We start from the raw sequence: 25592 nt of genomic DNA on the forward strand, positions 1-25592 counted from the left end.
TTAATCGAGCAAGTAGGCGAGAGCTAGCGACGCGAGCTGTCTCGGATGTTGAGCGTGGTCGGCAGCGTGATGACGGTGAACCGCTCGTCCGGGTTTTCCAGCCGCTTCAGCAACAACTGCGCGGCCGTACGCCCGACTTCGTACGTCGGCTGGGCCACTGTGGACAGTGACGGCCGAACCAGCTCGGCCCACGGCAGTTCGTCGAAGCCGACCACGCCGACCGGATCCGGAATGCCGAGGCCGCGCTCAGCCAGGGTTTCCAGCGCGCCAACCGTCATCAGGTTGTTGGTGGCGAAGACCGCGTCCGGGCGGGCACCGGAATCCAGCAGGTCGGCCATCGCCTCCCGGCCGCCGGTCTCCCGGAAGTCCGAATATCGTACGAGGTTGGTGTCGAAGGTACGGCCGGCGTCCCGCAGTGCCTGCCGGTAGCCACGCAGCCGGGAGGTCGCCGTGCTGACCTTGCGCGGGCCGGTGATGCACGCGATCCGGGAATACCCCTGCTCGATCAGATGCGCGGTGGCGGCCTGCGCGCCGCGCTCGTTGTCCACCAGCACGGCGTCGGTTTCGACTTCCTGGACTTCGCGGTCGATCGTCACCACCGCGCGGCTGCCCTCCACGAGCTGTGCCATGTTGTCCGGGCGACTGCTCGGCGAAATGATGACGCCGGCGATTTGCTGGGCCAGCACGGCGGTGATGTAACTGGCTTCCTTGTCCGGGTTTTCGTCGCTGTTGCACAGCAAAACCGAATACCCGGCCTGCTGCCCGACATCCTCGACGCCGCGTACGAGCGACGTGAAGAACGGGTTGTTCACGTCCGAGATGATGACGGCCCACAGGTTGGTCTGGCTCTTGCGCAGGTTCCTCGCGAGGATGTTCGGCGAGTAGCCGAGCTCGGTCGCGGCCGCCCGCACCCGGCCGGCGAGGGTTTCATCGACCGTACGATGCCCATTCAGCACCCGCGAAACCGTCGCCGCGGAAACGCCCGCGTGCCGCGCCACATCGTGGATTGTCGTCATCGGCCCACCCTCCCGCTCACGCCTCACCCGCGGTGCTGGCCGTCACTGGAAACCACCGCCGTCTCTCCGGCGGCGCTTAGTCTAGACGATCACCTCGGAAACGCTCGGTAAGCGAGGTCAGTCGTCGACGAGGTCGGCCACCGGGCCGTTGGACAGCAGCGCCGAGATGGCCGCGGTGGCTGGGATGCCGTCCACCGCACCGGGAATCGTGGTGGACAACCCCCCCCGCCGCGTTGGCGTAGCGAGCGGCATCGACCAGCGAGTCACCGGCCGCGAGGCGGGCCGCGAGGGCGCCACAGAAGGCGTCGCCGGCACCCACCGTGTCGATGGTGTCGACCCGGTGCGCCGGCAACCAGACGGGCTCGCCGCCGTCCACGACGATCGACCCACGCTCACCGAGGGTGAGGACACAGCCGCGACGGGCGAACTTCGCGGCCAGCGCGACCGCCACCTCGGCGGCCGCGTCGCCATCGCACGTACGACCGGTCAACTGCTCCGCCTCGATCGCGTTCGGCACCAGGATGTCCGCGTACGCGACCAGGTCCGGCGGCAGCGTGGGACGCATCGGCGCCGGGTTCAGGATGGTCGTCGTGCCAGCCGCCGAAGCAATCCGCAAAGCCTCGATCGCGGTTTCCACGGCCAGCTCCAGCTGCACGGTCACCACCCGCGCGGCCGCGATCCGATCGGCCGCGTCGGCGATGTCCGCCGCGGTCAGGGTGGCATTGGCCCGCGGCACGATGACGATCGCGTTGGAGCCGTCCGGCTCGACCACCGGCAGTCCGACGCGCGGTGCCGCTGCCTTCGGCCACCGTCACCCGGCCAGCGTCGATGCCTTCGGCCGCGAGCAGGGCGAGGAACTCCTGTCCGTACCCGTCCGCGCCGAGTCGGCCGACCATCGCCCGTACGAGCGCCGGACCGAGAGGCGGCGACCGCCTGGTTGACGCCCTTGCCGCCGAGGAACTCGGCGAATTCGGTGCCGTGCAACGTCTCTCCGCGGCGCGGCAGCCGGGGCACCCGGACCACCAGGTCCTTCATGAAGCTGCCGACGACACAGACGCCGAACGGGGTCACGCGATTCCTCCTGGGCCCAACAGCCGCTGGCCGAGCGAGCCGCCCGGGTGGAAGGTGGCGAAGTCCTCCTCGGTGAACTCTCGGTGCACCATAAGTGCCACCGCGAGCGCGTCGCCCATCGCAAGCGCCGCGGTGGTCGACGTGGTCGGTGCCAGGTTCAGCGGGTCAGCCTCCCGTATCACGCTCACGTCCAACACATGGCTCGCGAGCCGGTTGAGTGTGCAGTCGTCGCGGCCGGTCATCGCGACCAGCGGGATGCCGCGATCGGCGACCAGCTGGCCGAAGTGGCAGACCTCGGCGGTCTCGCCGGAAGCGGACAGCGCCAACACCACGTCCCCCGGCGTGACCATGCCGGAATCGCCATGCAGGGCTTCGGCCGCGTGTACGAAGAAAGTCGGCGTGCCGGTGCTGGCCAGGGTGGCGGCGATCTTGCGGCCGATGATCCCGGACTTCCCGAGGCCGGTGACCACCACCCGGCCGGCGCTGCCGGCGATCAGCTCGACCACCGCCGCGAACCGGCCGTTCAGCCGCTCTTCGAGCGCGGCCACCGCCGCCGCCTCGGACCGGATCGCCGCCCGCGCGGCCGCCATGCTCGGCGGCACGGCGGGGTCTGCCGGATGTTCCGAGGTTGGCTGCACGGTGCCCGCCTCCAAACTGGGTGAGAAATCGATTGCTCAGACCGTATGGGACGGCTTGGCCAGTGTCAACGCGTTCGACCGGACGGGGGTCCAGTCGTACCCGCCCCAACCGGCGCTGGCCGTACGGTCAAACTAGTGTCATGGGTGACCTCACATCCTTAACTAGGAGGCCCGCATGGCCCGGCCACCCAGCCCGTACGACTTCCTGCCCGAGGTGCCCGCCCTGTCCGTGACCAGCACCGATGTCGCTGACGGCGAGCCGCTCGCGATGCCGCACGTCAGCGGCATCCTGGGCGCCGGCGGGCAGGACCACTCACCGCAGCTGTCCTGGTCCGGCGCCCCGGAGGGCACCAAGAGCTACGCCGTGACCTGCTACGACCCGGACGCGCCGACCGCGAGCGGGTTCTGGCACTGGGCCGTCTTCAACATCCCGGCCTCGGTCACGTCACTGCCGACCGACGCGAGTCTCCCCGATGGGGCCGTCACTCTCGGCAACGATGCCGGCTTGCCGCGCTACATCGGTGCCGGCCCGCCACCCGGCCACGGCCCGCACCGCTACTTCTTCGTCGTACACGCCGTCGACGTGGACAAGCTGGACGTGTCGGCGGATGCGCGGCCCGCGATCCTCGGCTTCAACCTGTTCTCCCATACGCTCGCCCGCGGCGGCATCACGCCGACGTACGAGCAGAGCTGACGTTCGGGCAGCCCGTCAGTTTTCGCTGGCGGGCTGAGCGTCACAAATATGGGGACGTGGTCACCGGGGCGATACTGACGGCATCGATTTCCGCTCGACAGGTGCCGCCGGCGAATGTGAACGTGTTGTCTCCGGGTGACGCGGATATGGTCACGGCCGTCGTGCCCCAGAAATTCCAGTCGGCGAATCCGGCGTAGGTGACGGTGATCGGCACCCCGTCCTTGCCCCACACCTGCTCGTCACACGGGGCGCCGGTGCCATTGTCCGCCCGAAGGTAGACCCGCTCGTCACCGCTTTTCGCGGCATGGAAACGCAAAACCAGCGAGCTACCCGATGCGGTCAACGCGCCGACCTTTACCCCGCCGGATGCCGTTGTGGTGGAAACCAGGGCCGCGTTCGTACGCGTACCACTCTCCGCCTCGATATGACTGAGCGGAGCACCTAGCAGAGCCGAATACCAGCGAACCGCCATTTTCGCGTACCCGCCGCCGTCGGGTGCAGTGGATCGGCGAAATCGGCGGCGGTCAGGGCCGGAAACATGTCGACGAGATGGATGTTCCGGCCCTTGCTCGCGACAATCCCAGGCACCGCCTTGTTGAACTGGACAAACTGCGGATTCAGCACGTCGTTCGGGGTCGCCAACAAGGTGCCGACGAAAACCTGAGCGGTCGGACGCGCCGCCACGATGTGACCGACCAATGTGGACAGTGCGGCGGCGGCCTGCTCGGCGGTGCTGTGGCCGGCGATGTCGTCGGTGCCGGCATGCAACAAAATCACGTCCGGTTGGTACGTGGTGAGCCATCCGGCGAGCTGCGCGTCGAGTTGCGCGATGGTCCAGTCCGGGTGCCCCTCATGCGCGGGATCGCCCAGCGGCGGCTCCCCCCGACGACTGCGATCCGACGAAATCCACCGGGTATCCGTCGGATTTCATCAGCTGCCACAGGTCGTTGCGGTACGAGCCCGGCGTGCCGTCCGGCAATGTCAGGCCGTCGGTGACCGAATCCCCGAGGGCCATGATCCGTACCGGCGCGGCGGCGAAAACAGGCACTGCCGCGAAAGCAGGCGCCGCCAGGAAAAAACACCGACACAGATCACCGACAACGCGGCGACCAAACGCATTCGCGCTGCGAACGTACGCACCAAATCCCCCCAAGAGCCCGACTATCTCATATGATCACCCTCCGCCCGCTTTCTGTCGATTCGGACAGCGCCGCAACCCGTACGAGCTCACGGAAAAGTCGATCGTCGGCACTCACCTCGGGATGCCACTGCACGCCCAGCGCGAAAGTGTGCGACGGATCTTCGACAGCTTCGACCGTGCCATCGTCGGCTTTTCCTGACACCGTCAGCGATCCGACCTCGGCAGCGGCCTGATGGTGGTATGACGGCACCTGCAGCTCGTCGCCCAGCAGCCGCCCCAGCACGCTGTCCGGCACCAAACTGACCGCGTGTGAGCCGTAAACCCCGGGCTCGGGCCGATGTCCCTCATGCCCGACCACATCCGGCAGGTGTTGTTCCAGTTTCCCGCCGGCGGCTACGCACATCAGCTGCATTCCCCGGCAGATCCCCAAAACCGGCAGGTCGCGAGCGTACGCCACGGCCAGCAGCGCCAGCTCGCTCTCGTCCCGGTCGGGCCGCAGTCCCACAGTCTCCGGATGCGCCACCATTTCGTACATGGCCGGGTCGACATCGGCGCCACCGGCGAGCACCAGAGCGTCCAACCGGGAAAGCACCGCCTCGGCGTCGTCGTACACGGGTGGAACTATCAGCGGGACTCCGCCGGCAGTCCGTACCTTTTCCACGTACGCGTACGGAATCAGCGCGGCGGACGTGCGCCACACACCCCAGGAAGCCTGCTCGACGTACGAGGTGATGCCGATAGTCGGTCCACTCACAGGGGGGTCACATAAGCCGCGGTGATCCCGCCGTCCACCAGGAAAGTCGACGCGGTGATGAACGAGGAGTCGTCGCTGGCCAGGAAAAGCATCGCCGAGGCGATCTCCTCGGGGCGGGCGAACCGGCCCATCGGGATATGCACCAACCTGCGCGCGGCGCGTTCCGGGTCGGCCGCGAAAAGGTCCCGCAGCAGCGGGGTGTCGACCGGCCCGGGGCAGATCGCGTTGACTCGTACGCCCTGTCGTGCGAACTGGACGCCGAGCTCGCGAGACATCGCCAGCACGCCACCTTTGGAGGCGGTGTAGGAAATCTGCGAGGTCGCCGCACCCATCAGGGCGACAAAGGAAGCGGTGTTGATGACCGAGCCGCCACCTCGCTCCAACAAATGCGGGATGCCGTATTTGCAGCACAGGTAAACCGACGTGAGGTTGACCCGCTGCACCAGATCCCAGGCGTCCTGGTCGGTGTCCAAAATGGAGTCGTCCTGCGGCGGCGAGATGCCGGCGTTGTTGACCAGCACGTCCAGCCCGCCGAACCGTTCGATCGCGGCCGCGAAAGCGGCCTGCACGTCGTCAGCGGACGTCACGTCCGTACGGACGAAAAGTCCGTCGACCTCCTTCGCGATCGCCGAACCCGCGGTCTCATCCAGGTCGACCACCACCACCGAGCCGCCCTCGGCGGCGAACCGGCGGGCCGCGGCCGCGCCGATGCCGCTGCCTGCGCCGGTGATGACGCAGACCTTCCCGTCCAGCCGTGCCACTTGTTTTCCTCCGTCTAGATGTCGGTTGAGATGAAGACGTTTTTGGTCTCGGTAAAAGCATCCAGCGCATCTGGGCCGAGCTCCCGGCCGAGCCCCGAGCGCTTGAAACCGCCGAACGGCGTCCAATATCGTACGGAGGAATGCGAATTCACCGAAAGGTTGCCGGCTTCCACCGCGCGAGCGGTCCGCAACGCGCGGCCGACATCGCTGGTCCAGATCGACCCGGACAGGCCGTAGGGTGAATCGTTCGCGATCCGAATCGCGTCGGCCTCGTCGTCGAACGGCAGAACCACCACGACTGGGCCGAAAATCTCTTCCCGTACGGTCCGATCGTCGGTCGACTCCGGCGCGAGAACCGTGGGCGGGAACCAGAAACCCGGCCCGCCCGGCACACTGCCACGAAACAACACCGAGGCCCCGGCCGGCACGTACGACGACACCTTGTCCCGGTGCGCCGAGCTGATCAGCGGCCCCATCTCGGTGTCGTCGAGACCGGGATCGCCCACCTTCACACCGGCCACCGCCGGCTCCAGCAACGCTACGAACTCGTCGTAAACCGAGCGCTGGACCAGAATCCGGGATCTTGCGCAGCAGTCCTGGCCGGCATTGTCGAAAACTCCGTACGGCGCGGTAGCCGCGGCTTTGACCAGGTCGGCGTCCGCGAAAATGATGTTGGCGGATTTCCCGCCCAGCTCCAGAGTCACCGGCTTGACCTGCGCCATGCAGCCCGCTGCCACCCGGGTGCCGACCTCGGTGGAGCCGGTGAAGACCACTTTCGCCACGTCCGGATGGGTGACGAACCGTTCGCCGACCACCGATCCAGCGCCTGGCACGATTTGCAGCACGTTCTCCGGCAAGCCCGCTTCCAAAGCGAGCTCACCGATCCGCAGAGCGGTCAGCGGGGTGAGCTCGGCCGGTTTGAGCACGACGGTGTTGCCGGCCGCGAGCGCCGGTCCGAATCCCCAGCCGGCGATCGGCATCGGGAAATTCCACGGCACGATCACCCCGACCACGCCCAACGGCTCGGCGAAGGTCACATTTATCCCACCGGGCACAGGAATCTGCCGGCCGAACAGCCGTTCCGGCGCGCCGGAGTAATAGTCGAGCACGTCTCGTACGTTTCCCGCCTCCCAGCGGGCGTTGCCGATGGTGTGCCCGGAGTTGGCGACCTCCAGCCTGGCCAGCTCCTCAATCGCACTGTCCACAGTGGACGCGAACCGGCGCAACAGCCGGGCGCGATCGGCCGGCGCCACCTGCCGCCAGCTCTCGTACGCCTTGCGGGCCCGCGCGATCGCGGCGTCCACCCCGTCCGGGTCGGTCGCGGCGACCTCGCCGACGACCTCCTCGGTCGCTGGATTGACCAGCTTCATAGCCTCTCAAACCCCCGGATCATTTCCCAGTCGGTGACGGCCGCGTCGAACGCCTCGATTTCAACCCGAGCCATGTTGGCGTAGTGCGCGACGACATCCGCGCCGAACGCGGCCGCCGCGAAATCGCTGGATTTCCACAGCTGCGCGGCATCCCGCAACGTGTTCGGCACCCGCGGCGCGCTTTCGTCGTCGTACGCGTTGGAGGCGTAAATCGGCTCCAACGGCAGCTCCTGTTCGACGCCGTGCAACCCGCCGGCGATGATCGCGGCCACCGCCAGATAGGGGTTGACATCGCCGCCCGGCACCCGATTTTCCACCCGCAGTGACGATCCCTGCCCGACCAGCCGCAACGCGCACGTACGATTGTCACGGCCCCAACGGATCGCGGTGGGCGCGAACGAACCAGCCGCATAGCGTTTGTACGAGTTGATGTTCGGCGCGAACATCAGGCTCATGTCCCGCATGGTGGCGAGCTGGCCGGCAAGGAAATGCTCACCGATCTTCGACATGCCGGACACGCCGTCCGGCCCGGCCTGCACCGGTGTCCCGTACGAGTCGCGCAGCGACAGGTGGATGTGGCAGGAGTTTCCCTCCCGCTGGTTGGGTTTGGCCATGAATGTCAGGCTCATGCCCTGCTGGGCCGCGATTTCCTTCGCACCGGTCTTGTAAATCGCGTGGTTGTCGCAGGTCGCGAGCGCGTCGGTGTAGCGGAACGCGACCTCGTGCTGCCCGAGGTTGCACTCGCCTTTGGCCGACTCGACGGTCAGTCCCGCCCCGCTCATGCCGAGCCGAATCGCCCGCAGCAACGGCTCGACCCGACCCGTGCCCAGCAGCGAATAGTCGACGTTGTAGAGGTTCGCCGGGTGCAGGTCGCGATAACCTTGCTGCCACGCTTGCTCGTATGTGTCCCGGTAAACCACGAACTCCAACTCGGTGCCGACATACGCCTTCCAGCCGCGCTCTCGGCCAGTCTCTCCAGCTGCCGGTTGAGAATCTGCCGGGGCGACGGGCCGACGCCGGCGCCTTCGGTGGATTCCAGGTCACAGAGCACCAGCGCGGTGCCCTCGAACCACGGAATCCACCGCAGGGTCGACAAATCCGGGATGGTCACGAAATCCCCGTAGCCCTGCTCCCAGGAAGACGCGGCATAGCCGGAAACCGTCGTCATGTCGACGTCGACCGCGAGCAGGTAGTTGCATGCCTCGGCGTGGTGGCTCAGCACGTCGTCGACGAAAAAAAAAACGCGCGTCCGTACGCTTGCCCTGCAGTCGCCCTTGCATGTCGGTGAACGCCACCAAGACCGTGTCAATCCGGCCCGCGTCCACCTCCGCCCGCAACTGCTCCACGGTGAGCCGGCCACGGCCCGGCTGTGTGTCGCTCACACGACCTCCAGATCGCTTTCGATGGCGGCCAGTTCCTGGGCACTGCCCTGCACCTTGGGACCGGTGAACCACTTCCGCGCCGACACTACCCACCAAATGCCGGCGAAGCCGAGCACCACCAGGACCGCGATCGGTGTGTAGTTGAAACTGTCCTTGGTGATCGGATAGGACGCCGGCAGCATGAAGAGAATCGTGATGAACACGACCCACAGCACCGCGATGATGCCGATCGGCAGGCTCCACCGACCCAAATGCCACGGCCCGCGCTCAAAATCACGGCCCCGCAGCAGCCGCAGAAAGGTCGGCAGGACGTACGCGATGTAGAGCCCGATCACCGCGATCGACGTGACAGCCACGTAAGCGGTGTTGTTCCACAAGTACGGCAAACCCAGGACGAACGCGCCGCCAGCGGCGAGCCAGATCGCGTTGGTGGGCGTACGAGTGCGTTTGTTGATCTTGTGCCACAGTCCCGAAGCCGGCAGCGCGCCATCCCGGCTGAAGGCGTAAATCATCCGCGAGTTCGCCGTCACCGAGGACATTCCGCAGAACAGCTGGGGCCACCACGACGATCACCAGCAACAGCTTCCCGCCGACACTTCCCAGCGCGTCCAGGAAAATCTGCGCGGGCGGAACACCGGTCGCACTGTTCACCGCGCCATGGTAGTTCTGGATGGCGAAGGTGAGCCCGACGATCAGAATCCAGCCGGCGACCAGCGAGACCACGATGGATCCGACAATCCCCCACGGGCCGGCCTTGGACGGATCCTTCGTCTCCTCGGTCATGTGAGCCGAGGCGTCGTAGCCGGTGAAGGTGTATTGCGCCATCAAAAGGCCCAGCAAAACCACGTAAAGCGGCGACGACCATCCGGTCATGTTGACAAAGCCACCGAAGACCGTTGCGGCGGACTGGTGGTGAGACGGGAAAATCGCGAGCGCGCCGACGATGACCAGCACGCCGACCACGTGCCACCACACGCTCACGTCGTTGAGGACGGACACCAGTTTGACACCGAAGGTGTTCAGCAGGCCGTGCACCAACAGAATGATCGCGAAAAGCACGATGGTGTGCCACGGTCGGGCGTGAAGCCGAACTGCAGGTCCAGCAGGGCGTTCAGGAAGAACGCGGCACCGAAGTCGATGCCGGCGGTGACCGCCACCTGCCCGAGGAAGTTGAACCAGCCGGTGAACCACGACCACATCGCCGGGTTTTTCGGCGCCAGCTTGGCCGACCAGTAATAGAGACCGCCCGCGGTCGGATAGCTGGAACAGACCTCGGCCATCGACAGACCCACCAGCAGGGTCATCACACCGACAAAGAGCCAACCCCACACCATCACGGTGGGACCGCCGGTTTTCATTCCGGTGCCGTACAAAGTCAGGCAGCCGGACAGGATCGAGATGATCGTGAACGAGACCGCGAAGTTGGAGAAGCCGGACATCGTACGACGCAGTTCCTGCGCATAGCCGAGTTGATGGAGTCGCTGTTCATCGGAGGAGGCGGCCATATCGGCTCCTAATGGTCTAGTCTCAGTCCATTGACTGTGCGACAGCGTGGCAGGAGGCTCGTACCCATGTCAACGGTTCCCGGACGCCGGCTTGCCGCGGCGGACGCCGTGTTGCGGCCGGTGCGGGCCGGGAACGCTTTCGAGGAAGCCGTCGAGGCGCTGCTGCGGACGATCCGGCTCGGTGTCGTCTCGCCTGGCGACCGGTTGCCGCCCGAGCGTGAGCTGGCCAGTCGGCTCGGCGTCAGCCGCGCGACCGTACGGGAGGCCATTGCCGCGCTCGCCGACGCTGGCCATCTGACCAGCCGGCGCGGCCGGTACGGGGGCACTTTCGTGGTCTCCCCCGCTGCGCCCACCGCGCCACTCGCCCCGGAGACCGCCGCGTCGCTGGAGGACGTGCTGGTCTTTCGCGAGGCGGTCGAGTGTGGCGCCGCCGCGGCCGCTGCCCGAGCGCCGCTGGACGAAGCCGACAAACAGCATCTCGTCGAGCGGCAGAAGGCCTGCGCCCAGGCCGCCGACTACCGGCCCGCGGACTCGCGTTTCCACCTCGCGGTCGCCGAGGCGTCCGGCTCCGCGCTGCTACTCAACGCCGTCGCCGACGCGCGCGTACGAGCGAATGAGCTGCTGGACGCCATCCCCTTGCTGCCCAGGAACATCGACCACTCCGAACGCCAGCACCGGGGGATCCTGCGGGCCATCCTGGCCGGCAACCCGGACTCCGCCCGGTCCGCGATGGCCGAACACCTCGAAGGCACCGCCGCCCTGCTCCGCGGCTTCCTCGGCTAGCCCACGCCTGCTCAAACCCGGTCGCTCGCCAGCGCATAAGCGTGTTACCTGCGGGTATATGGGGACGGATGGGCAAGCTTGCGGGACGAGAAGGCGGGATGTCCCGGTGCGGCCAGTACGGTCGGTGCCGACCGCTAGAGTCCATCGTCGTGGTGATCAGATGACCCAGCCGAGCATGTCCCGGGTCCCATGGCCAGGTGCCGCGTACCCGCTCGGCGCCACTTATGACGGCGCCGGGACGAACTTCGCCCTCTTCTCCGAGGCGGCGGAGAAGGTCGAGCTGTGCCTGATCGACGCCACCGGCGGGCAGGCGCGGATCGAGCTGGAGGAGGTCGACGGCTATGTCTGGCACGGCTACATGCCCGATATCCAGCCCGGACAGCTTTACGGCTACCGCGTCCACGGGCCGTACGATCCCGCCAGCGGTCAGCGCTGCGACCCGTCCAAGCTGCTGCTCGACCCGTACGGGAAGGCTTTCGTCGGCGACATCGACGCCTCCGACACCATTTTCTCGTACGACCTGAACGACCCCGGCCAGCGCCACGAAGAGGACTCGCTCAGTCACACCATGACGTCTGTCGTGGTCAACCCGTATTTCGACTGGGGCGCCGACCGGCAGCCGCACCGGCCGTATCACGAGACGGTCATCTACGAGGCGCATGTGCGCGGGATGACCATCCAGCATCCGCAGGTGCCGCCGGAGCAGCGTGGGACGTATGCGGGGCTGGCCCATCCGGCCGTCATCGAGCACCTGCAGACGCTCGGGGTGACCGCCATCGAGCTGATGCCGGTGCACCAGTTCGTCCAGGACCGGGCGTTGAGCGAGCGCGGGCTGCGCAACTACTGGGGCTACAACTCGATCGGCTTCCTGGCGCCGGAGGCGGCGTATGCGTCATCGACCGCGCCCGGCGGCTGTGTGGCCGAGTTCAAGTCGATGGTCAAGGCGCTGCACGCGGCCGGCATCGAGGTCATTCTCGACGTGGTCTACAACCACACCGCCGAAGGCAACCACCTCGGTCCGACACTTTCCTTCCGTGGCATCGACAACGCCGCGTACTACCGGCTGACCGACGACAATCCGATGTATTACATGGATTACACCGGCACCGGCAACTCGCTCAACGTCCGGCACCCGCACACGTTGCAGCTGATCATGGACTCGCTGCGCTATTGGGTCACCGAAATGCACGTCGACGGTTTTCGTTTCGACCTCGCTTCGGCGCTCGCCCGCGAGCTGCACGACGTGGACAAGCTGTCCGCGTTCTTCGATCTGGTGCAACAGGATCCGACAGTCAGCCAGGTCAAGCTGATCGCCGAGCCGTGGGATGTCGGGCAGGGCGGTTACCAGGTCGGCAACTTCCCTCCACTGTGGACGGAGTGGAACGGGAAATACCGCGACACTGTGAGAGACTTCTGGCGCGGCGAGCCAGCGACACTGGGTGAGCTGGCCAGCCGGCTGACCGGTTCTTCGGATCTCTACCAGGACGACGGCCGCTGGCCGCTCGCGAGCATCAACTTCGTCACCGCCCATGACGGCTTCACCCTCGCGGACCTGGTGTCGTACAACGAGAAACACAACGAGGCCAACGGCGAGAACAACAACGACGGGGAAAACTACAACCGGTCCTGGAACTGCGGCGCCGAAGGCGGCACCGACGATCCGGGCATTGTCGAACTGCGGGCCCGCCAGGTGCGCAACTTCCTCGCCACCCTGTTGCTTTCGCAGGGCGTGCCGATGATCTCGCACGGCGATGAGCTGGGGCGTACGCAGAAGGGCAACAACAACGCGTATTGCCAAGACAGCCCGCTGGCCTGGGTGGAGTGGGCAATGGCCGAACAGAATGCCGACCTGGTCGCTTTCACCGCCCGTACGGCAAAGATCCGCCGCGACCATCCGGTCTTTCGGCGCCGCCGGTTCTTCGCCGGCAAGCCGATCGGCACCGGTGGGCAGCTCGGCGACATCGGCTGGTTCACCCCGTCCGGCACCGAGATGACACTCGACGACTGGGACTCCGGTTTCGGCCGCGCGCTGGCGGTTTTCCTGAACGGCAACGGCATCGCCGAGCGCGACCAGCGCGGCCAGCAGGTGGTCGACGATTCTTTCCTGCTCTGTCTGAACGGGCATGAGGAGGATCTCGACTTCACCACCCCCGATGGCGAGTACGCCAAAATGTGGGTCGTCGAGCTCGACACCACCTCCCCCAACGGTGAGGGCCTAGATTCCCACGGCGACCCGACCGCCGTCATTGCCGCAAAAAAACCGTCACCGTCGCGCCGCGCTCTCTGTTGTTGTTGCGGAAAGACCGAGTAGGGACGAGAGGCGGCCGCTCCGGAGTCCGATCTCCCGCGCGACGATCGGGTCCATCCATATCAGAATCGTGATTAGTCGTACGAGCCGCCCGCGGCGTCGAGAGATGGCGACTCGAACGTTGGTCAGTTAGTGGGCGGCGAACGCACCAACAGCGACCGCGACGAGTCGTCTTGCGTTTCCACTCTTCATGGTGACTCCATTCTCCGCTGAACGGATACCCACCTCCCTTTTGGCAAAGGGAAATATGTGAACGCTCGAAGCGTGCCTGCCGTCGATCCGCGGAACAATGATCGACAGGGCAGCCGACCGCGCACACCACCCAAGAAGCCAGCGGCCCGCTTCGCCCGTCAAACGTCCCACCGTGCGGCGCGGCTATTCGGCTGGTGAATGGAATAGTCGGGTGAGGCCGGCGAATCCAAGGAGCAGGCCCACCATTCCGACCGGGACCAACCAGTTGTTCCGGCCGAAGCCGAGGGTCCCGACGCTCATCACGAGCGTACCCACGACGACCAGCGCGGTGCTCCACCAGCCAGCGCGTCGGATTGTCGACACCATGACCGCGAAAACCAGCAGGCCGAGGAAAATCACCTGAGCACCTACTCCGTAGAAGACCGCTGACACGCCGGGGATTCGCTGGAATGCGGCGAACGCGTGCTGCAGATCGGCTCGGTTGCCGGCCTGGAAACCGCCGACCAGGTCAAGGGTGACTTGGACGGCGTTGGCGATGGCGCTCAGGCCGACCACCACCACGCAGGCTGTCACCGCGATTCGCTGTCCAGTCGTACGCGCCGCGGCTGCCCAGCGGAACTGCAATGCCATCACCAGAAAAAGCAGGAAGCCAACAAGCCACATGGCATGTGAGGCGGTCCACCAACCACCCGGCTCCGCCTGCCCGCCAATCGGGCGCAGGAGCACCCAGCCAGCGAGGAAACAGGCAGGCGCGCCGACGAACGGCAACACAGTGCTCAGCGAGGAAGTCGAGGCGTCCAGCCGGCCAGTCAAGGAAGTCATGGCGAAAGACTGACAGCGCGCTGAAGGCGCCGTCACTCGGTGGCCGCCCTGACGTCAACCCTGGCTCTTCCCTGATAGGGATAACCCGAGGATGGGGAAGCGGTTGACCCCATCGCCAGCCGCGAAAAGGTGAGACCTGTCAAAGTCTGGTTGGCGAAGTGTGTCGAAAACGGCCGGCCCGTACGGTGGAGGAAACCCGACGACGGAGGTTGCACCTGTGACGACCAGGCCCGTGCTGTCCACTTACCGCCTGCAGTTGCGCCGCGAGCTCGACTTCGCGGCCGCCGCCGAACTGGTGGACTATCTCGCCGAGCTGGGCGTGAGCCACCTTTACGCCTCCCCCATCCTGCAAGCCACCGCCGGATCCGCCCATGGCTACGACGTGGTCGACCCGACCCGGATCTCCGCCGACCTCGGCGGGCCGGACGGTTTCGACGCGCTGGTCGAGCGGCTGCACGCGGCCGGCCTGGGCATTGTCGTGGACGTGGTGCCGAACCACATGGGCGTGCAAATCCCGAAACAAAACGCGTGGTGGTGGGACGTACTGAAAAACGGTCGCCATTCCGCGTACGCGCATTATTTCGACATTGACTGGACCCGGCCGCGCATCGCGCTGCCCATTCTCGGCGCCGAGCCGGGAGAACTCGGCAAACTTCGGGTCGAGAACGGCGAATTGGCGTACGGCGAACACCGGCTGCCGATCGCCGACGGCACCGGCACCGGCTCCCCGGCCGAGGTGCACGACCAACAGCATTACCAGCTAGTGCCGTGGAATGCCGGCGAAGTGGGTTATCGGCGATTTTTCATGGTGAACACGCTCGCTGCGGTACGCCAGGAGGACGCCGAAGTTTTCCAGGCCTGCCATCAACAACTGCTCCCCCGAGTCGTTGCCGGCCAAATCGACGGGCTTCGCATCGACCACCCGGACGGCATGGCGTCGCCGTCCGGCTACCTCGCGAAACTCGCCGAAGCCATTCCGGCGGCCTGGATCGTCATCGAGAAAATCCTGGCCACGGACGAGAAACTGGAGCCTGGGCTGCCGGTCGCCGGCACCACTGGCTACCAGGTGATGCGACTGCTCGATGGTGTTTTTGTTGATCCCGCTGGCGAAGGTGCACTAACCGACCTTTCCGAGCGACTGACCGCGGATCCCGGCGACCGAGCCAGCCTGGACCGCGCGGAGCACGACCTGAAGCTCGACACCGCCAGCACCGGACTGCGCCCTGAGCTCCGCCGGATCGCCCGCCTGATAGGTGACGTACCGAACTGCGTCGAGGCGCTGGCCGAACTGGCTGCCTGCGTTCCGGTCTATCGAGCCGACTATCCGTGCACCACGGGCGAGCTCACCGCCGCAGTGGCGGAGGCCGCCCACCGATCTCCTCATTTGGAGTCGGCGCTCTCAGTTGTCGCCGCGGTGCTAGCCACCGATGGTGAGGCCACCACGCGGTTCCACCAGACCACTGGCGCGATCACCGCCAAGTCCATTGAGGACAAGCTGTTCTACCGTACGACCCGACTGACCTCGCTCAACGAGGTCGGCGGCGATCCGCGCAGATTCGCGGTCACTCCTGGAGAATTCCACCTCGGGCTGGCCGAGCAGGCGCTACGATGGCCAGCTGGCATGACCACACTGTCCACTCACGACACCAAACGGGCAGTGGACGTACGGGCAAGAATCGCTGTCCTGTCAGAGATCCCGGCCGCTTGGGCGGAGGCTGTCGACAGCTGGAACGCGATCGCCGCACCGCCAGAACCGAGCATTGGTTACCTGCTCTGGCAAACCCTCGTCGGCGTGTGGCCGGCGGACGGAGCCGACCGTCCCGATCCGCGGCGAATGCACGCGTACGCCGAAAAAGCCGTCCGCGAAGCTGGTCTGGTGACCAACTGGGACGCCGTCGACACCGACTTCGAGAAGCGGTTGCACGACTGGCTGGACACTGTCCTCAATGGACCGCTGGCCGCCCGGATCGGCGCTTTCGTTGGCACTATCGCGCAGTACGGCTGGTCGAACTCGCTGGGCGCCACCCTGCTGCAACTGGCCGGACCTGGGGTTCCCGACACGTACGCCGGCTGCGAACTCTGGGACGATTCGCTGGTCGACCCGGACAATCGGCGACCGGTGGATTTCGCTCTGCGGCGGAAAATGCTTGGCGAGCATAATGACCGCAACCGGCCACCAGCTGTGGATGCCAGTGGTGCAGCCAAACTTTGGCTCATCTCGCGCGCACTCCGGGCCCGCCACACGGACCCCGACACGTACGTCGGCGGCGGCTATCAACCGCTGATAGCAAGTCGACACGCCGCGGACCACGCGATTTCCTTCTGTCGCCGGGATGTTTTTGGTGCCCCAAAGGCCATCGCGGTCGCCACCAGACTGCCGGCCGGTTTGCATGACAAAGGCGGATGGCTGGACACCGAGCTGGCATTGCCCGCCGGGACCTGGACGGATGCGCTGACGGGCAGCGACTTTCGGGAATCCGTGGGGATGTCGGCGCTCCTCGAGCATCTTCCCATCGCTCTACTTACTCGCAGCTGACGAACAATTACCCAGAGATATCCCTGAAAAACCATTCTAAATGGGACGTTTCAGGCCTACCCGAAAAGGTTGCGTACCAAATCGAAATTTTTTTCTTTTTCCGCAGGTCAACCGACTTTTGGGGATCTGCCTGCAAAGCCCAACGAGCGGCTGTGTATATCTATGGTGCCAGCTCTCTGGCTGGTTCCCCCTCAACGGCCTCTCAACGGCGAGGAGATTTGGCCATATGCACAGCACACCCAGGCACCTAGCAAGAAAAACTCTCGCAGTAGCCGCAGCGTTGCTCGCGGTGTTCGCACTGACGATGGGCGCCAGCCCGTCCTTCGCGGACTCGACCGCGAAAACCCAGGTCGCAAAGACCCCCGGCGCCAATGCCACGGTTGAGCCGACCAAGGCCGTTCCCGGCCAGGACGTGTTCGTCGCTGGCAAGAAGGTCCACGATGCTGCAGAAGCTGCAGCTGTCGAACGGCACTCTCGTTCCGTCGTACTGCACCGACTTCTCCATCCAGGTGAAGGTCCAGGCTGCCCTGGTCGAGGATGACTGGGCCGGCTACTCCGGTGCCGCGGCCGGCATCAGCGTCCAGTTCTCCAAGGTGAACTGGATCGTGCACCACTCGTACCCGACGGTGACCAGCCTGCTCAGCCTGCAGAAGCTTGCCGGCATCCAGCTGATCAGCGAAAAAGAGGCCATCGCCGCCACCCAGCTGGCGATCTGGCACTTCACCAACGGCATCAACCCGGACAGCGCGCACAACAACCTGATCGTTCTGCAGCTTTACGCTTTCCTTGTGGGTGGCGCGAACATCGGTGACGCGCTGCAGCCGATCTCTTCGCTGAGCCTGATCCCGGCCGGCCCGACCGCCGGCCTCGCCGGTGACAAGTTCGGCCCGTTCCTGGTTCGTACGACCGCGCGGCTGGTCCCGCTGACCCTCACCGCGATTTCCGGTGTGCAGCTGGTCAACGCGCAGGGCAAGACGGTCCACCAGGTCATCAACGGTGAAAAAAGGTGTGGGTGAAGGTCGCGGCCGGCCTGAAGGCCGGCAAGGCCACCATCCGGGCCAGTGTCGACCTCGGCCTGATCTCCGCTGGCCGGCTTTTCCACAGCGTCGGCAACCTCAAGGCGCAGCCGGTCATCACCGCTGGCGAGGGCCAGGCTCCGGTGCTGATCACGGTCGTCGTGACCTGGGGTGGCGGCGACAAGGGCGGCACCACCGGCAAGCCGACCCAGAGCGCACCGGGCAGCACCGCGAAGCCGACCCCGAGCACCGCGGTGAGTGAGGCGTCCGGCAGCCTGCCGATCACCGGCACCAACGTGGCCCTGTTCGGCGCGGTGGGCGCGGCCCTGCTCCTGTTGGGTGGCGGCCTGTTCTTCTTCGCCCGCAGGAAGCGTTCCGCGTAAGGAAAACCTGCATGCCCGGATTCCTCATCGGGCACGCACACTCGGAGCCCCGGTCATTTCGGCCGGGGCTCCGGTGTTTAGGTGACTTATGCGTTCCAGATGATCATCGCTATTTATAGCTAATCAGCATTTTTGTTATGAATAGGACAAAGCGTACACGCGGCCTGCGTTTTCCCTGGTCGGGAACAAAATGGCGTGTCGGTGGTAACACCGCAATCCGCTCCGTGTATATGTATTGCGCCAGCTTTGTTAGCTGGCATCCCTACAACGGCCTCAACGGCGAGGAGACCCGGCATATGCGAAGTGCATCCCGGCAACTATTCACGAGGGTTCTGAAAGTAGCTGCCGCGTTGCTCGCGGTGTTCGTCATCACGATGACGGCAGGCCCGGCGTACGCGGCGCCCGGCGCCACGGGTCACTTGGCTGGCGTTGGCGCCAAGGGCCTGCCCGTTCAGCTGAACGGCGCCAAGAAGCCTTTCTACACCGCTCTGATCAACATCCAGCTCAACAACGGCGGCAAGGTGGTGCAGACGTACTGCATCGACCAGAAGGTCGAGACCGCAGGCGACGCCGCGATGGTCGAAGACGACTGGGCCAACTACCCCAACAAGGGTGACAAGTTCTCCCAGCCGGACAAGGTTCTGTGGATCCTGCAGCACTCCTTCCCGAACCTGGCCGTGGACAAGGTTGGCGCGGCGGCCCTCATCAAGGGTCTGACCGAGCAAGAGGCGATCGCTGGCACGCAGGCCGCCATCTGGCACTTCAGCAACGGTGTCGACCTCGCCACCGGCGGCAAGCACGGCGCTAACGACGCCCAGGTGGTCGCCCTTTACAACTACCTCACCGGCGTGGCCAACGTCGGCGAGGCCGCTCAGCCGGCTCCGACCCTGGACATCACCCCGGCCAAGGCAACCGGCACCGCCGGCAAGCTCATCGGCCCCTTCGTCGTCAAGTCCAGCACGAAATCCGTTCCGTTGACCGTCAAGGGCCCGGCGGGCGTCAAGCTCGTCGATGCCAACGGCGACGCCATCACCTCGGTGGCCAACGGCGGCAAGGCGTATCTGAAGGTTCCCGCCAGCGCGGCGGCTGGCAAGGCCACCATCACCGGTGCGTTGCAGTCGGCTGCCATCGAAACCGGCCGCCTGTTCCGTGGCGACAACGTGGTCACGCAGACCCTGATCACTGCCACCACCACACCGGTTTCGGCCAAGAAGATGGTCTGGGCGAGCTGGACCAAGGGCGGCACCCAGCCGACCCCGAGCGCGAGCCCGTCGCAGGCGGCCCCGCCGACCGTGTCGGTCTCCACCAGCCCGGCTGGCGCCAGCCTCCCGGTCACCGGTACGAACGTCGCCCTCTTCGGCGGCATCGGCGCGGTCCTGCTCCTGATCGGTGGCGGCCTGTTCTTCGTCGCTCGTCGGAAGCGCACCGCATAGCTAAACCCCGCTGAATCCCGGTTCCCCCAACCGGGAGTGCACACTCAGGCCCCGATCGCGTCTCCCCCGACGCATCGGGGCCTGAGCGTTTTCCCTGGTCTTCTTTACCCTTGAATAAGGACTCATTAACCACCGACTCGTTGCGCTGAGGCGCATCTAAGCCGATGTTTTCCACCTCGACTACCCACTCGAGGCTTTTGTTCCATGACTTCGTGACCGAATCGAAATTTTCCCTTCCGATTGTCATCCCTCCCTGTTACTTTCTGCTGGCTGTTCAGTTGGCTTTCACGGGGAAGGCGGGCGAGCATGTCTCGTTTGCGGGTTTTGGCGTGCGCTCTGGCTGTTCTTCTGGTGGTTCAACTAATGCCGGGACTTCAGCCACCAGCCGGCGCGGCGGTTGCACGATCTACCGGCGGATCCGCCAGCGCACCAACACAACTGACCGGAACAGCCGCCGGTCGCTCATCAAAGGTTGCCACTTCGGCGACCGACAAACACCTGGGCGGAGCGGTGAAGTCCCCCCCGCTGTGCGGGGCGCTGTGCCACCCCAGACGAAGTATTCGTCTCCCGTCCTGCCCCCCAAGCCGAAGCCCGCGCCGCAGCACGTCGGTGCTATGACAAAGAAGACGCGGCCCTCGACCGGGATGACTACAGCGTCAAGGGAGATTCCGGGCGCGCGTACGTCCCGACAAACCGAATTCACCAACCCTGACGGCACCCACACGCTGCGGTTTTACGCTGGCACGGCGAATGTCCGCGACCAGTCCTCAGGCGCGATGGTCCCGCTTGACCTACGACTGAAGCCGAGCGCCAGCCGTTTGGTGCCGGCTGATTCCGGTGTCACGACGAGCTTCGGCACCACCGGCACCGATCCCTCACTGGCAACAGTCACCACCGGCCCCACCTCAGTGAGTTTCGGCGTCGACGGCGCCGCTGCGGTGTCCGGAGTGACCGCCCCGGACGGCAGTTCCTTGACATTCAACGACATTCGCCCGGATGCGAACCTGCGGCTTGCAGCATCGTCGGACGGCGTCAAGGAGAACATCGTTCTCTCCTCCGCCGACGCGCCCTCGAGTTGGTCGTTCCCCCTGAACCTCACCGGACTGGCCCCGTCGATGGATTCCGCGTCGGGGCGCAGTCGTGCTCAAAGACGCCGGCGGGGTGGAGCGCGCCTGGATTCCGGCGGGATGGATGGAGGACTCCAAGGTCAGCCCAGTCACCGGTGACGGCGAGATTTCCCATGCGGTGGCCTATACGCTGTCGCAGCGCGACGGCCAGTGGATCCTGCAGGTCACTCTGGACTCGGCGTGGCTGCACGATCCGGCCCGTCAGTTTCCCGTGGTGGTCGACCCCACTGTCCGTACGAACGCGGACGCGGACGACACCTATGTCCAGTCGCCATATGTGGCTGACCACTCCAGTGAAGCCGAGGTCAAGGTCGGTCACTACACCGACGACAGCGGCGGACACAACGCGGCCGCCTACATCGATTTCAACTCCGTCCTGCCGAACATCCGGAACAAGTACATTGTCGCCGCGACCGTCAATGTGACCGAGACCTGGTCGTACTCGTGCCGAGCCTCCGCCGTGACAATGTTCCCAGTCACCGGATCGTGGGCTGGGTCGACCCTGAAGTCGTGGCCAGGTGCGGCATACAACACGCATCTCGGCAACACGAAGTCCTTCGCGCACGGCTATAACTCATCGTGTCCTTCAGCGCGTGAAGGCTTTCCGGTAGACGCCGACCTGATGACGCAGTGGTCGCACGGGAAAGATCGCGGTGTACGGCTTCACACTCCGGGCAAGCACGACCGACAACAACGACTGGAAGAAGTTCGCGTCGGCGCAGTCGCCGGTGTCAGCCAACATTCCCTACCTGGATGTCACCTACCAGCCAGAAGGCGCGTCGTACGAGATCAGGAATCCGGTCTTCAATCCGCCTGTCACCAACACACAGTCCGGAAATCTCGATGTCGTCGTCTACAACTGGGGTTCGTCCACCTGGCCGGCCAACGGCGCCTGGAAGCTGACTTTCCGGGTGATGAAGGGATCGACGCTGGTCGTCGGCCCAGGCACGTACCGGTTCGCACCAACGGTGACGCTGCCCCCCGCAGCGACGCCGCCATCACCATCACCGTGCCGCCACTCCCACCCAGTCAATATGACTTATGGCTTGATATGAGCAATGCATCGGGCCAGTTCTTCTCGAGTACGTACACTGTTCCTTTCGGCGTCGTGCCGTTCTCGGTGGGCAATGTGGCACCCGCGGTCACCGCGAACCAGCCCGGCTCGGGCGCCGTCGTGTCTTCTTTGACGCCGACCCTGTACGCCGAGAGCGTGGACCCGGACAGATCACCGCCGAACAACGCACGGAAATACTCGTTCAAGATCTGCGGCGGAAGCCCCGATGCGCCGGTCGGATGTGCGTCATCAGGCTGGCAACTGCCGCAAACCTGGACACCGCCTGCGGGGACCTTGAAGTGGGGAACCAAATACTTCTGGACAGTGCAGGCCACTGATCAAGTCACCAATGGTCCAATATCGGACCCGATCTGGCTGACCACCCAAGCGCCACAGCCTGAGATCGCCAGCCATCTGTCGAACAGCGATCCTCGCGGAGCGCCTGGGTTGGATGCACAGATCGGAAACTACACAACGCAGACGGTCGACGCGTCCATCGACGTGCCGGGCCCCGCGTTATCGGTTGCCCGGTCGTACAACTCGTCCGATTCGCGCACCACCGGAGCGTTCGGACCCGGCTGGTCTTCGCTTCTGGACACCGGACTTCGGTCCGACACGGACGGGTCCGGCAATGTCGTCGTAACTGGATCAGATGGCCGCGAGACCAGGTTCGGCAAGAATCCTGACGGAACCTACGCACCGCCGGAAGGTCGCAACACAACGCTGGTTTACTCGCCCTCCAACAGCGAATACACCTTGACCGATCCGAGCGGCCAGCGAACGATCTTCGACTCCGTCGGCCACCTGATATCTATTGTGGACAGCGCTGGACACACTCAAACCTGGACGTACGACAGCAACGGGAAAATAGCGACGATCGTCGACACGACCTCTGGCCGGGCTCTGCACATCAGCTGGGGACAGCGGGCACGGGCACGTCACGTCGGTCAGCACAGATCCGGCGAACGCGAATGCTCCACCGCTGACCTGGACGTACGCATACACCAATGGCGCCCTTACCAAGGCCTGCACGCCATTGTCCGCCGGCTCCTGCACGATTTATCAATATCAGGACGGCACCCGCTACCGGAGCACGGTGCTGGACGACAACCCGTATGCCTACTGGCGGCTTGACGACAACGCCGACTCAGCTAGCGGGTCCAGCATCGTCGCCCATAAGCTCGGCGCTGATCAGGTAGCGTACGACAATGTCCGCCTCGGCGCCGCCGGCGCGACAGGCGGCGACGACACGGCGGCCGCTTTCGACGCCGGCGGATTCGACCCAACCGGCCTGGGCGGCAACGGCCCGAGCACGGCTTCGTTGCCGGACAAGCTTGCCAGCCCGGCCCTGTCCCTTTCCGCGGAGCTCTGGTTCAAGACCACCGGCAGCGGTGTGCTGCTGGGCCAGCAAAACACCGGACTCACGGACACGCCAACCCGTTTCGAACCGGTTCTTTACGTGGGAACCGACGGCAAACTGCGTGGCGAATGGTCGCAGGGCAGCGTCAGTCCGATCACGTCAGCAGCGACCGTCAACGACGGAAACTGGCACCACGCGGTGATTTCCGGGGCGATCAACACCCAGACGCTCTATCTCGACGGAGTCGCCCAGGGCACGCTGTCCGGCCTGATCGACCATCAGGACATCACCAAGATGTTCCTCGGCACCACCCGCACCACCTCTTGGCCGTCCGCGGTCGATGGCTATGACCCTTTCACCGGCACCATCGACGACCTGGCCATCTATTGGCATCCGCTTGGCGCCAGCGAAGTCGCCGCGCACTACGCCGCTCGTACGTCAATGAGCAAACTGACCACTGTGGACCTGCCGGGCCACCGGTACGCGTCCATCAACTACGGAGCCACCACCGAACGAGTCACCACGCTCACCGACTCCAACGGTGGAAACTGGACACTTGACGATCCAACCGTCGACACTCCAGCGCCCGCCAACCCCGGGGACGAGGTGTCCCCGCAACGGTCGGTCACGCTGCATTCGGACACCCGCTCAAATATCACCTCCGTTTTCGACGTGGATCACGGCGGCAGGGCGGTCAAACGTACCGACGGCGACGGCCCGACCAGTTGGGCATACAACGACGACGGCTTCGCCACCGGCGTCACCGACGAAAATGGGCATTCGACCGTACGAACGACGGATCCGCGCGGCAACACGCTGTCCCGTACGACGTGCCAGGATGCCAGTCAAGCTGCGGCAGGCGGATGCTCAACCAGCTACTACGCTTACTATCTCAACACAAGCAATGCGCTTGATCCACGAAACGACAAGTTGACCGAGTCCTGCTGCGACGCGCGCAGCAGTGACCAAGACGACCAAACCTACTGCACTACCTATACCTACAACACCAACGGTCAGCCTCTGACTGTCACTGAGCCGGCGTTCGACGCGGCCGGCACGACCCACCCCGTGACGACGTACGCGTACGGAACCAACACATCGGTCGGATCCTTCGGCCAACTCGTCGCTGTCGCCGGACGACGAAATCAGAACACCACACTGACCTACACCGCAACTGGCGACGTCAGCGACAGCACAAACCCTCTCGGTTTGGTCACTCATTATGGCTACGACGGGCTCGGACGGGTCACCTCGATCAACAGTCACGACGGCGCCCATGACTACGGGACGGTCAACTATACGTTTGCAGGCCTGTCGAACCTGGCAACGATTACCAGTCCATCCATAGGAAACTCGCTGACTGGCGTCACGCACACTGCGCATGCCACATACGCGTACGCCGACGACGGCCAAGTAACGAAGCTGGTAGCCAGCGACACCGGCGGGCATGACGCCGATCGCATCTGGTCATACACGTATGACGATCGTGGTCGACTAAGCACAGCTGTTTCGCCCGGCGGGACAACCGAAACCACCGGGTACGACACCCGAGGGGACCCGACCAGCTGTCACCGAGACAGGGCTCCATCTCAGTACCACCTACAACGACCGGCATGAACTGCTGACCACGACAGCTACCGGCGACGGCGTAGATCCGCAGAACCCATCCGCGACAAGCCTGATGTTGGAGTCTCGGGCGTACGACCATGCCGGCCGTCTTGCTCAAGCAATCGACGCGATGGGCGTCACGCATGCATTCACGTACTGGGACAATGACCTACCCCAGTCGGAGACCCTCCCCGGGTATACCGAGGGCGGAACGATAGCTGCAGAAGATCTCCCTCTCTCATATAGGTATTACGACACTGCTGGACAACCGAGCCTGATCGAGGGACCGGGTCGTTGGAACACGTCATACACCTATGATCCAGCGGGCAATCAGAAATCGGCCTCGCTCAGTGTCGAGGACGTCGATTCGATCGATACGTCGGCGAGCGCTCAGGCACACGCAAATCGAGCGGCCAAACCGGCAGTCCTCACGCCTTGGCGCACATCGAATTTCACCCTTGACGCCGATGGCAACATCGTCGAGGCAGTCGCTACTGGAGACGAAGTCCGGATCGGTCCGAGACCACTCATTCCACCTACGACGCTGCCGGAAATGTCCTCACCGACAGTCAGGTTGTCGACGCCACCCATCAGCGTACGACGACCACGACTCGAGATACTCGTGGTCTTCCGCTTAC

At 65.0% G+C, this 25592-nt stretch carries 23 protein-coding genes and 2 pseudogenes; 9 read left to right on the forward strand and 16 right to left on the reverse strand.

Annotation, left to right across the window (positions count from 1 at the left end; all coding sequences use genetic code 11):
• Positions 1–23 precede the first annotated feature (23 nt).
• The 4 genes from GNX96_RS11155 to GNX96_RS11170 all read right to left on the reverse strand — a co-directional run bounded on the left by GNX96_RS11155 (position 24) and on the right by GNX96_RS11170 (position 2725).
• The gene (locus tag GNX96_RS11155; protein WP_163568021.1) at positions 24–1016 is read right to left on the reverse strand and encodes a LacI family DNA-binding transcriptional regulator; all 993 of its coding nucleotides are present in this window, start codon (positions 1014–1016) and stop codon (positions 24–26) included.
• A 76-nt stretch (positions 1017–1092) separates the two neighbouring features.
• A complete protein-coding gene (locus GNX96_RS11160) occupies positions 1093–1788 on the reverse strand; it encodes a PfkB family carbohydrate kinase (RefSeq protein ID WP_163568022.1) in 696 nt (231 codons plus the stop codon).
• The gene (locus GNX96_RS11165; RefSeq protein ID WP_163568023.1) at positions 1728–2087 is read right to left on the reverse strand and encodes a PfkB family carbohydrate kinase; all 360 of its coding nucleotides are present in this window, start codon (positions 2085–2087) and stop codon (positions 1728–1730) included. Before GNX96_RS11165 ends, GNX96_RS11160 begins: the two co-directional genes overlap by 61 nt.
• A complete protein-coding gene (locus GNX96_RS11170; protein WP_279579996.1) occupies positions 2084–2725 on the reverse strand; it encodes a KpsF/GutQ family sugar-phosphate isomerase in 642 nt (213 codons plus the stop codon). Before GNX96_RS11170 ends, GNX96_RS11165 begins: the two co-directional genes overlap by 4 nt.
• A gap of 175 nt (positions 2726–2900) precedes the next feature.
• On the opposite strand from GNX96_RS11170, the gene GNX96_RS11175 reads away from it, so the two are divergent.
• On the forward strand, positions 2901–3419 hold the full coding sequence (locus GNX96_RS11175; protein ID WP_163568024.1) for a YbhB/YbcL family Raf kinase inhibitor-like protein: 519 nt from the start codon (positions 2901–2903) through the stop codon (positions 3417–3419).
• Positions 3420–3459: 40 nt separating this feature from the next.
• On the opposite strand, the gene GNX96_RS11180 is transcribed toward GNX96_RS11175, so the two are convergent.
• The 10 genes and pseudogenes from GNX96_RS11180 to GNX96_RS50765 all read right to left on the reverse strand — a co-directional run bounded on the left by GNX96_RS11180 (position 3460) and on the right by GNX96_RS50765 (position 10332).
• Positions 3460–3891: a carbohydrate-binding protein gene (locus tag GNX96_RS11180; protein WP_163568025.1), complete on the reverse strand. Its 432-nt coding sequence runs from the start codon at positions 3889–3891 to the stop codon at positions 3460–3462.
• Positions 3861–4325, reverse strand: a complete 465-nt coding sequence (locus tag GNX96_RS11185) for an SGNH/GDSL hydrolase family protein (protein WP_163568056.1) — start codon at positions 4323–4325, stop codon at positions 3861–3863. Before GNX96_RS11185 ends, GNX96_RS11180 begins: the two co-directional genes overlap by 31 nt.
• The gene (locus GNX96_RS11190) at positions 4270–4467 is read right to left on the reverse strand and encodes a hypothetical protein (protein WP_279579997.1); all 198 of its coding nucleotides are present in this window, start codon (positions 4465–4467) and stop codon (positions 4270–4272) included. The genes GNX96_RS11185 and GNX96_RS11190 overlap by 56 nt, the downstream gene beginning before the upstream one ends.
• A gap of 118 nt (positions 4468–4585) precedes the next feature.
• On the reverse strand, positions 4586–5314 hold the full coding sequence (locus GNX96_RS11195; protein ID WP_163568027.1) for a gamma-glutamyl-gamma-aminobutyrate hydrolase family protein: 729 nt from the start codon (positions 5312–5314) through the stop codon (positions 4586–4588).
• The gene (locus GNX96_RS11200) at positions 5311–6075 is read right to left on the reverse strand and encodes a 3-oxoacyl-ACP reductase (protein WP_163568028.1); all 765 of its coding nucleotides are present in this window, start codon (positions 6073–6075) and stop codon (positions 5311–5313) included. Before GNX96_RS11200 ends, GNX96_RS11195 begins: the two co-directional genes overlap by 4 nt.
• Positions 6076–6089: 14 nt before the next feature.
• Positions 6090–7445, reverse strand: coding sequence for an aldehyde dehydrogenase family protein (locus GNX96_RS11205; protein ID WP_163568029.1), 1356 nt, complete (start codon positions 7443–7445; stop codon positions 6090–6092).
• Positions 7442–8827, reverse strand: a pseudogene (locus GNX96_RS11210) (glutamine synthetase family protein). Before GNX96_RS11210 ends, GNX96_RS11205 begins: the two are co-directional and overlap by 4 nt.
• Entirely contained in the window at positions 8824–9366 is a 543-nt protein-coding gene (locus GNX96_RS63125) for an amino acid permease (RefSeq protein WP_390623969.1), read from the reverse strand. The pseudogene GNX96_RS11210 and the gene GNX96_RS63125 overlap by 4 nt, the downstream one beginning before the upstream one ends.
• A gap of 76 nt (positions 9367–9442) precedes the next feature.
• Positions 9443–9886 (reverse strand): annotated as a pseudogene (locus GNX96_RS63130) (amino acid permease); the annotation flags it as partial.
• Complete coding sequence (locus tag GNX96_RS50765) at positions 9847–10332, reverse strand: amino acid permease (RefSeq protein WP_279579998.1); 486 nt, start codon at positions 10330–10332, stop codon at positions 9847–9849. The gene GNX96_RS50765 and the pseudogene GNX96_RS63130, both read right to left, overlap by 40 nt.
• A gap of 66 nt (positions 10333–10398) precedes the next feature.
• Here GNX96_RS50765 and GNX96_RS11220 point away from each other — a divergent pair, with 66 nt between their 5' ends.
• Positions 10399–11115, forward strand: a complete 717-nt coding sequence (locus tag GNX96_RS11220) for a FadR/GntR family transcriptional regulator (protein WP_163568030.1) — start codon at positions 10399–10401, stop codon at positions 11113–11115.
• Positions 11116–11275: 160 nt separating this feature from the next.
• Positions 11276–13426: a glycogen debranching protein GlgX gene (glgX, locus tag GNX96_RS11225; RefSeq protein WP_163568031.1), complete on the forward strand. Its 2151-nt coding sequence runs from the start codon at positions 11276–11278 to the stop codon at positions 13424–13426.
• 372 nt (positions 13427–13798) lie between these two features.
• Here the strand turns inward: glgX and GNX96_RS11230 are convergent, their stop codons facing one another.
• Entirely contained in the window at positions 13799–14437 is a 639-nt protein-coding gene (locus tag GNX96_RS11230; protein ID WP_163568032.1) for a hypothetical protein, read from the reverse strand.
• 217 nt (positions 14438–14654) lie between these two features.
• Between GNX96_RS11230 and treY the strand changes: the two genes are divergently transcribed.
• The 4 genes from treY to GNX96_RS11250 all read left to right on the forward strand — a co-directional run bounded on the left by treY (position 14655) and on the right by GNX96_RS11250 (position 19805).
• Complete coding sequence (gene treY / locus GNX96_RS11235) at positions 14655–16973, forward strand: malto-oligosyltrehalose synthase (RefSeq protein WP_163568033.1); 2319 nt, start codon at positions 14655–14657, stop codon at positions 16971–16973.
• Between the two features lie 440 nt (positions 16974–17413).
• Positions 17414–17989: a thioester domain-containing protein gene (locus GNX96_RS11240; protein ID WP_163568034.1), complete on the forward strand. Its 576-nt coding sequence runs from the start codon at positions 17414–17416 to the stop codon at positions 17987–17989.
• A complete protein-coding gene (locus GNX96_RS11245) occupies positions 17986–18372 on the forward strand; it encodes an LPXTG cell wall anchor domain-containing protein (protein ID WP_163568035.1) in 387 nt (128 codons plus the stop codon). Before GNX96_RS11240 ends, GNX96_RS11245 begins: the two co-directional genes overlap by 4 nt.
• 359 nt (positions 18373–18731) lie before the next feature.
• Positions 18732–19805: a thioester domain-containing protein gene (locus tag GNX96_RS11250; RefSeq protein WP_279580013.1), complete on the forward strand. Its 1074-nt coding sequence runs from the start codon at positions 18732–18734 to the stop codon at positions 19803–19805.
• A 733-nt stretch (positions 19806–20538) separates the two neighbouring features.
• Here GNX96_RS11250 and GNX96_RS11255 read toward each other — a convergent pair.
• Positions 20539–20850, reverse strand: a complete 312-nt coding sequence (locus GNX96_RS11255) for a hypothetical protein (RefSeq protein ID WP_163568037.1) — start codon at positions 20848–20850, stop codon at positions 20539–20541.
• A gap of 95 nt (positions 20851–20945) precedes the next feature.
• On the opposite strand from GNX96_RS11255, the gene GNX96_RS11260 reads away from it, so the two are divergent.
• Both GNX96_RS11260 and GNX96_RS11265 read left to right on the forward strand, forming a co-directional pair.
• Entirely contained in the window at positions 20946–23120 is a 2175-nt protein-coding gene (locus tag GNX96_RS11260) for a DUF6531 domain-containing protein (protein WP_163568038.1), read from the forward strand.
• Positions 23083–24963 carry a LamG-like jellyroll fold domain-containing protein gene (locus GNX96_RS11265; RefSeq protein WP_163568039.1) on the forward strand — a complete coding sequence of 627 codons (1881 nt, stop codon included), beginning with the start codon at positions 23083–23085 and terminating at the stop codon, positions 24961–24963. The genes GNX96_RS11260 and GNX96_RS11265 overlap by 38 nt, the downstream gene beginning before the upstream one ends.
• Positions 24964–25592: the final 629 nt, after the last annotated feature.

The sequence above is a fragment of the Fodinicola feengrottensis genome (assembly GCF_010993775.1).
GTDB classification, from domain to species: Bacteria; Actinomycetota; Actinomycetes; order Mycobacteriales; family HKI-0501; genus Fodinicola; species Fodinicola feengrottensis.

Excerpts from the sequence above, each read along its gene's own strand:
- GNX96_RS11155 (WP_163568021.1), bottom strand. The coding sequence starts at position 1,016 with ATGACGACAATCCACGATGTGGCGCGGCACGCGGGCGTTTCCGCGGCG.
- GNX96_RS11175 (WP_163568024.1), top strand. The coding sequence starts at position 2,901 with ATGGCCCGGCCACCCAGCCCGTACGACTTCCTGCCCGAGGTGCCCGCC.
- GNX96_RS11180 (WP_163568025.1), bottom strand. The coding sequence starts at position 3,891 with ATGGCGGTTCGCTGGTATTCGGCTCTGCTAGGTGCTCCGCTCAGTCAT.
- GNX96_RS11205 (WP_163568029.1), bottom strand. The coding sequence starts at position 7,445 with ATGAAGCTGGTCAATCCAGCGACCGAGGAGGTCGTCGGCGAGGTCGCC.
- GNX96_RS63125 (WP_390623969.1), bottom strand. The coding sequence starts at position 9,366 with ATGTCCTCGGTGACGGCGAACTCGCGGATGATTTACGCCTTCAGCCGG.
- GNX96_RS50765 (WP_279579998.1), bottom strand. The coding sequence starts at position 10,332 with ATGGCCGCCTCCTCCGATGAACAGCGACTCCATCAACTCGGCTATGCG.
- GNX96_RS11220 (WP_163568030.1), top strand. The coding sequence starts at position 10,399 with ATGTCAACGGTTCCCGGACGCCGGCTTGCCGCGGCGGACGCCGTGTTG.
- glgX (WP_163568031.1), top strand. The coding sequence starts at position 11,276 with ATGACCCAGCCGAGCATGTCCCGGGTCCCATGGCCAGGTGCCGCGTAC.
- GNX96_RS11230 (WP_163568032.1), bottom strand. The coding sequence starts at position 14,437 with ATGACTTCCTTGACTGGCCGGCTGGACGCCTCGACTTCCTCGCTGAGC.
- GNX96_RS11240 (WP_163568034.1), top strand. The coding sequence starts at position 17,414 with ATGCTGCAGAAGCTGCAGCTGTCGAACGGCACTCTCGTTCCGTCGTAC.
- GNX96_RS11255 (WP_163568037.1), bottom strand. The coding sequence starts at position 20,850 with ATGTTCTCCTTGACGCCGTCCGACGATGCTGCAAGCCGCAGGTTCGCA.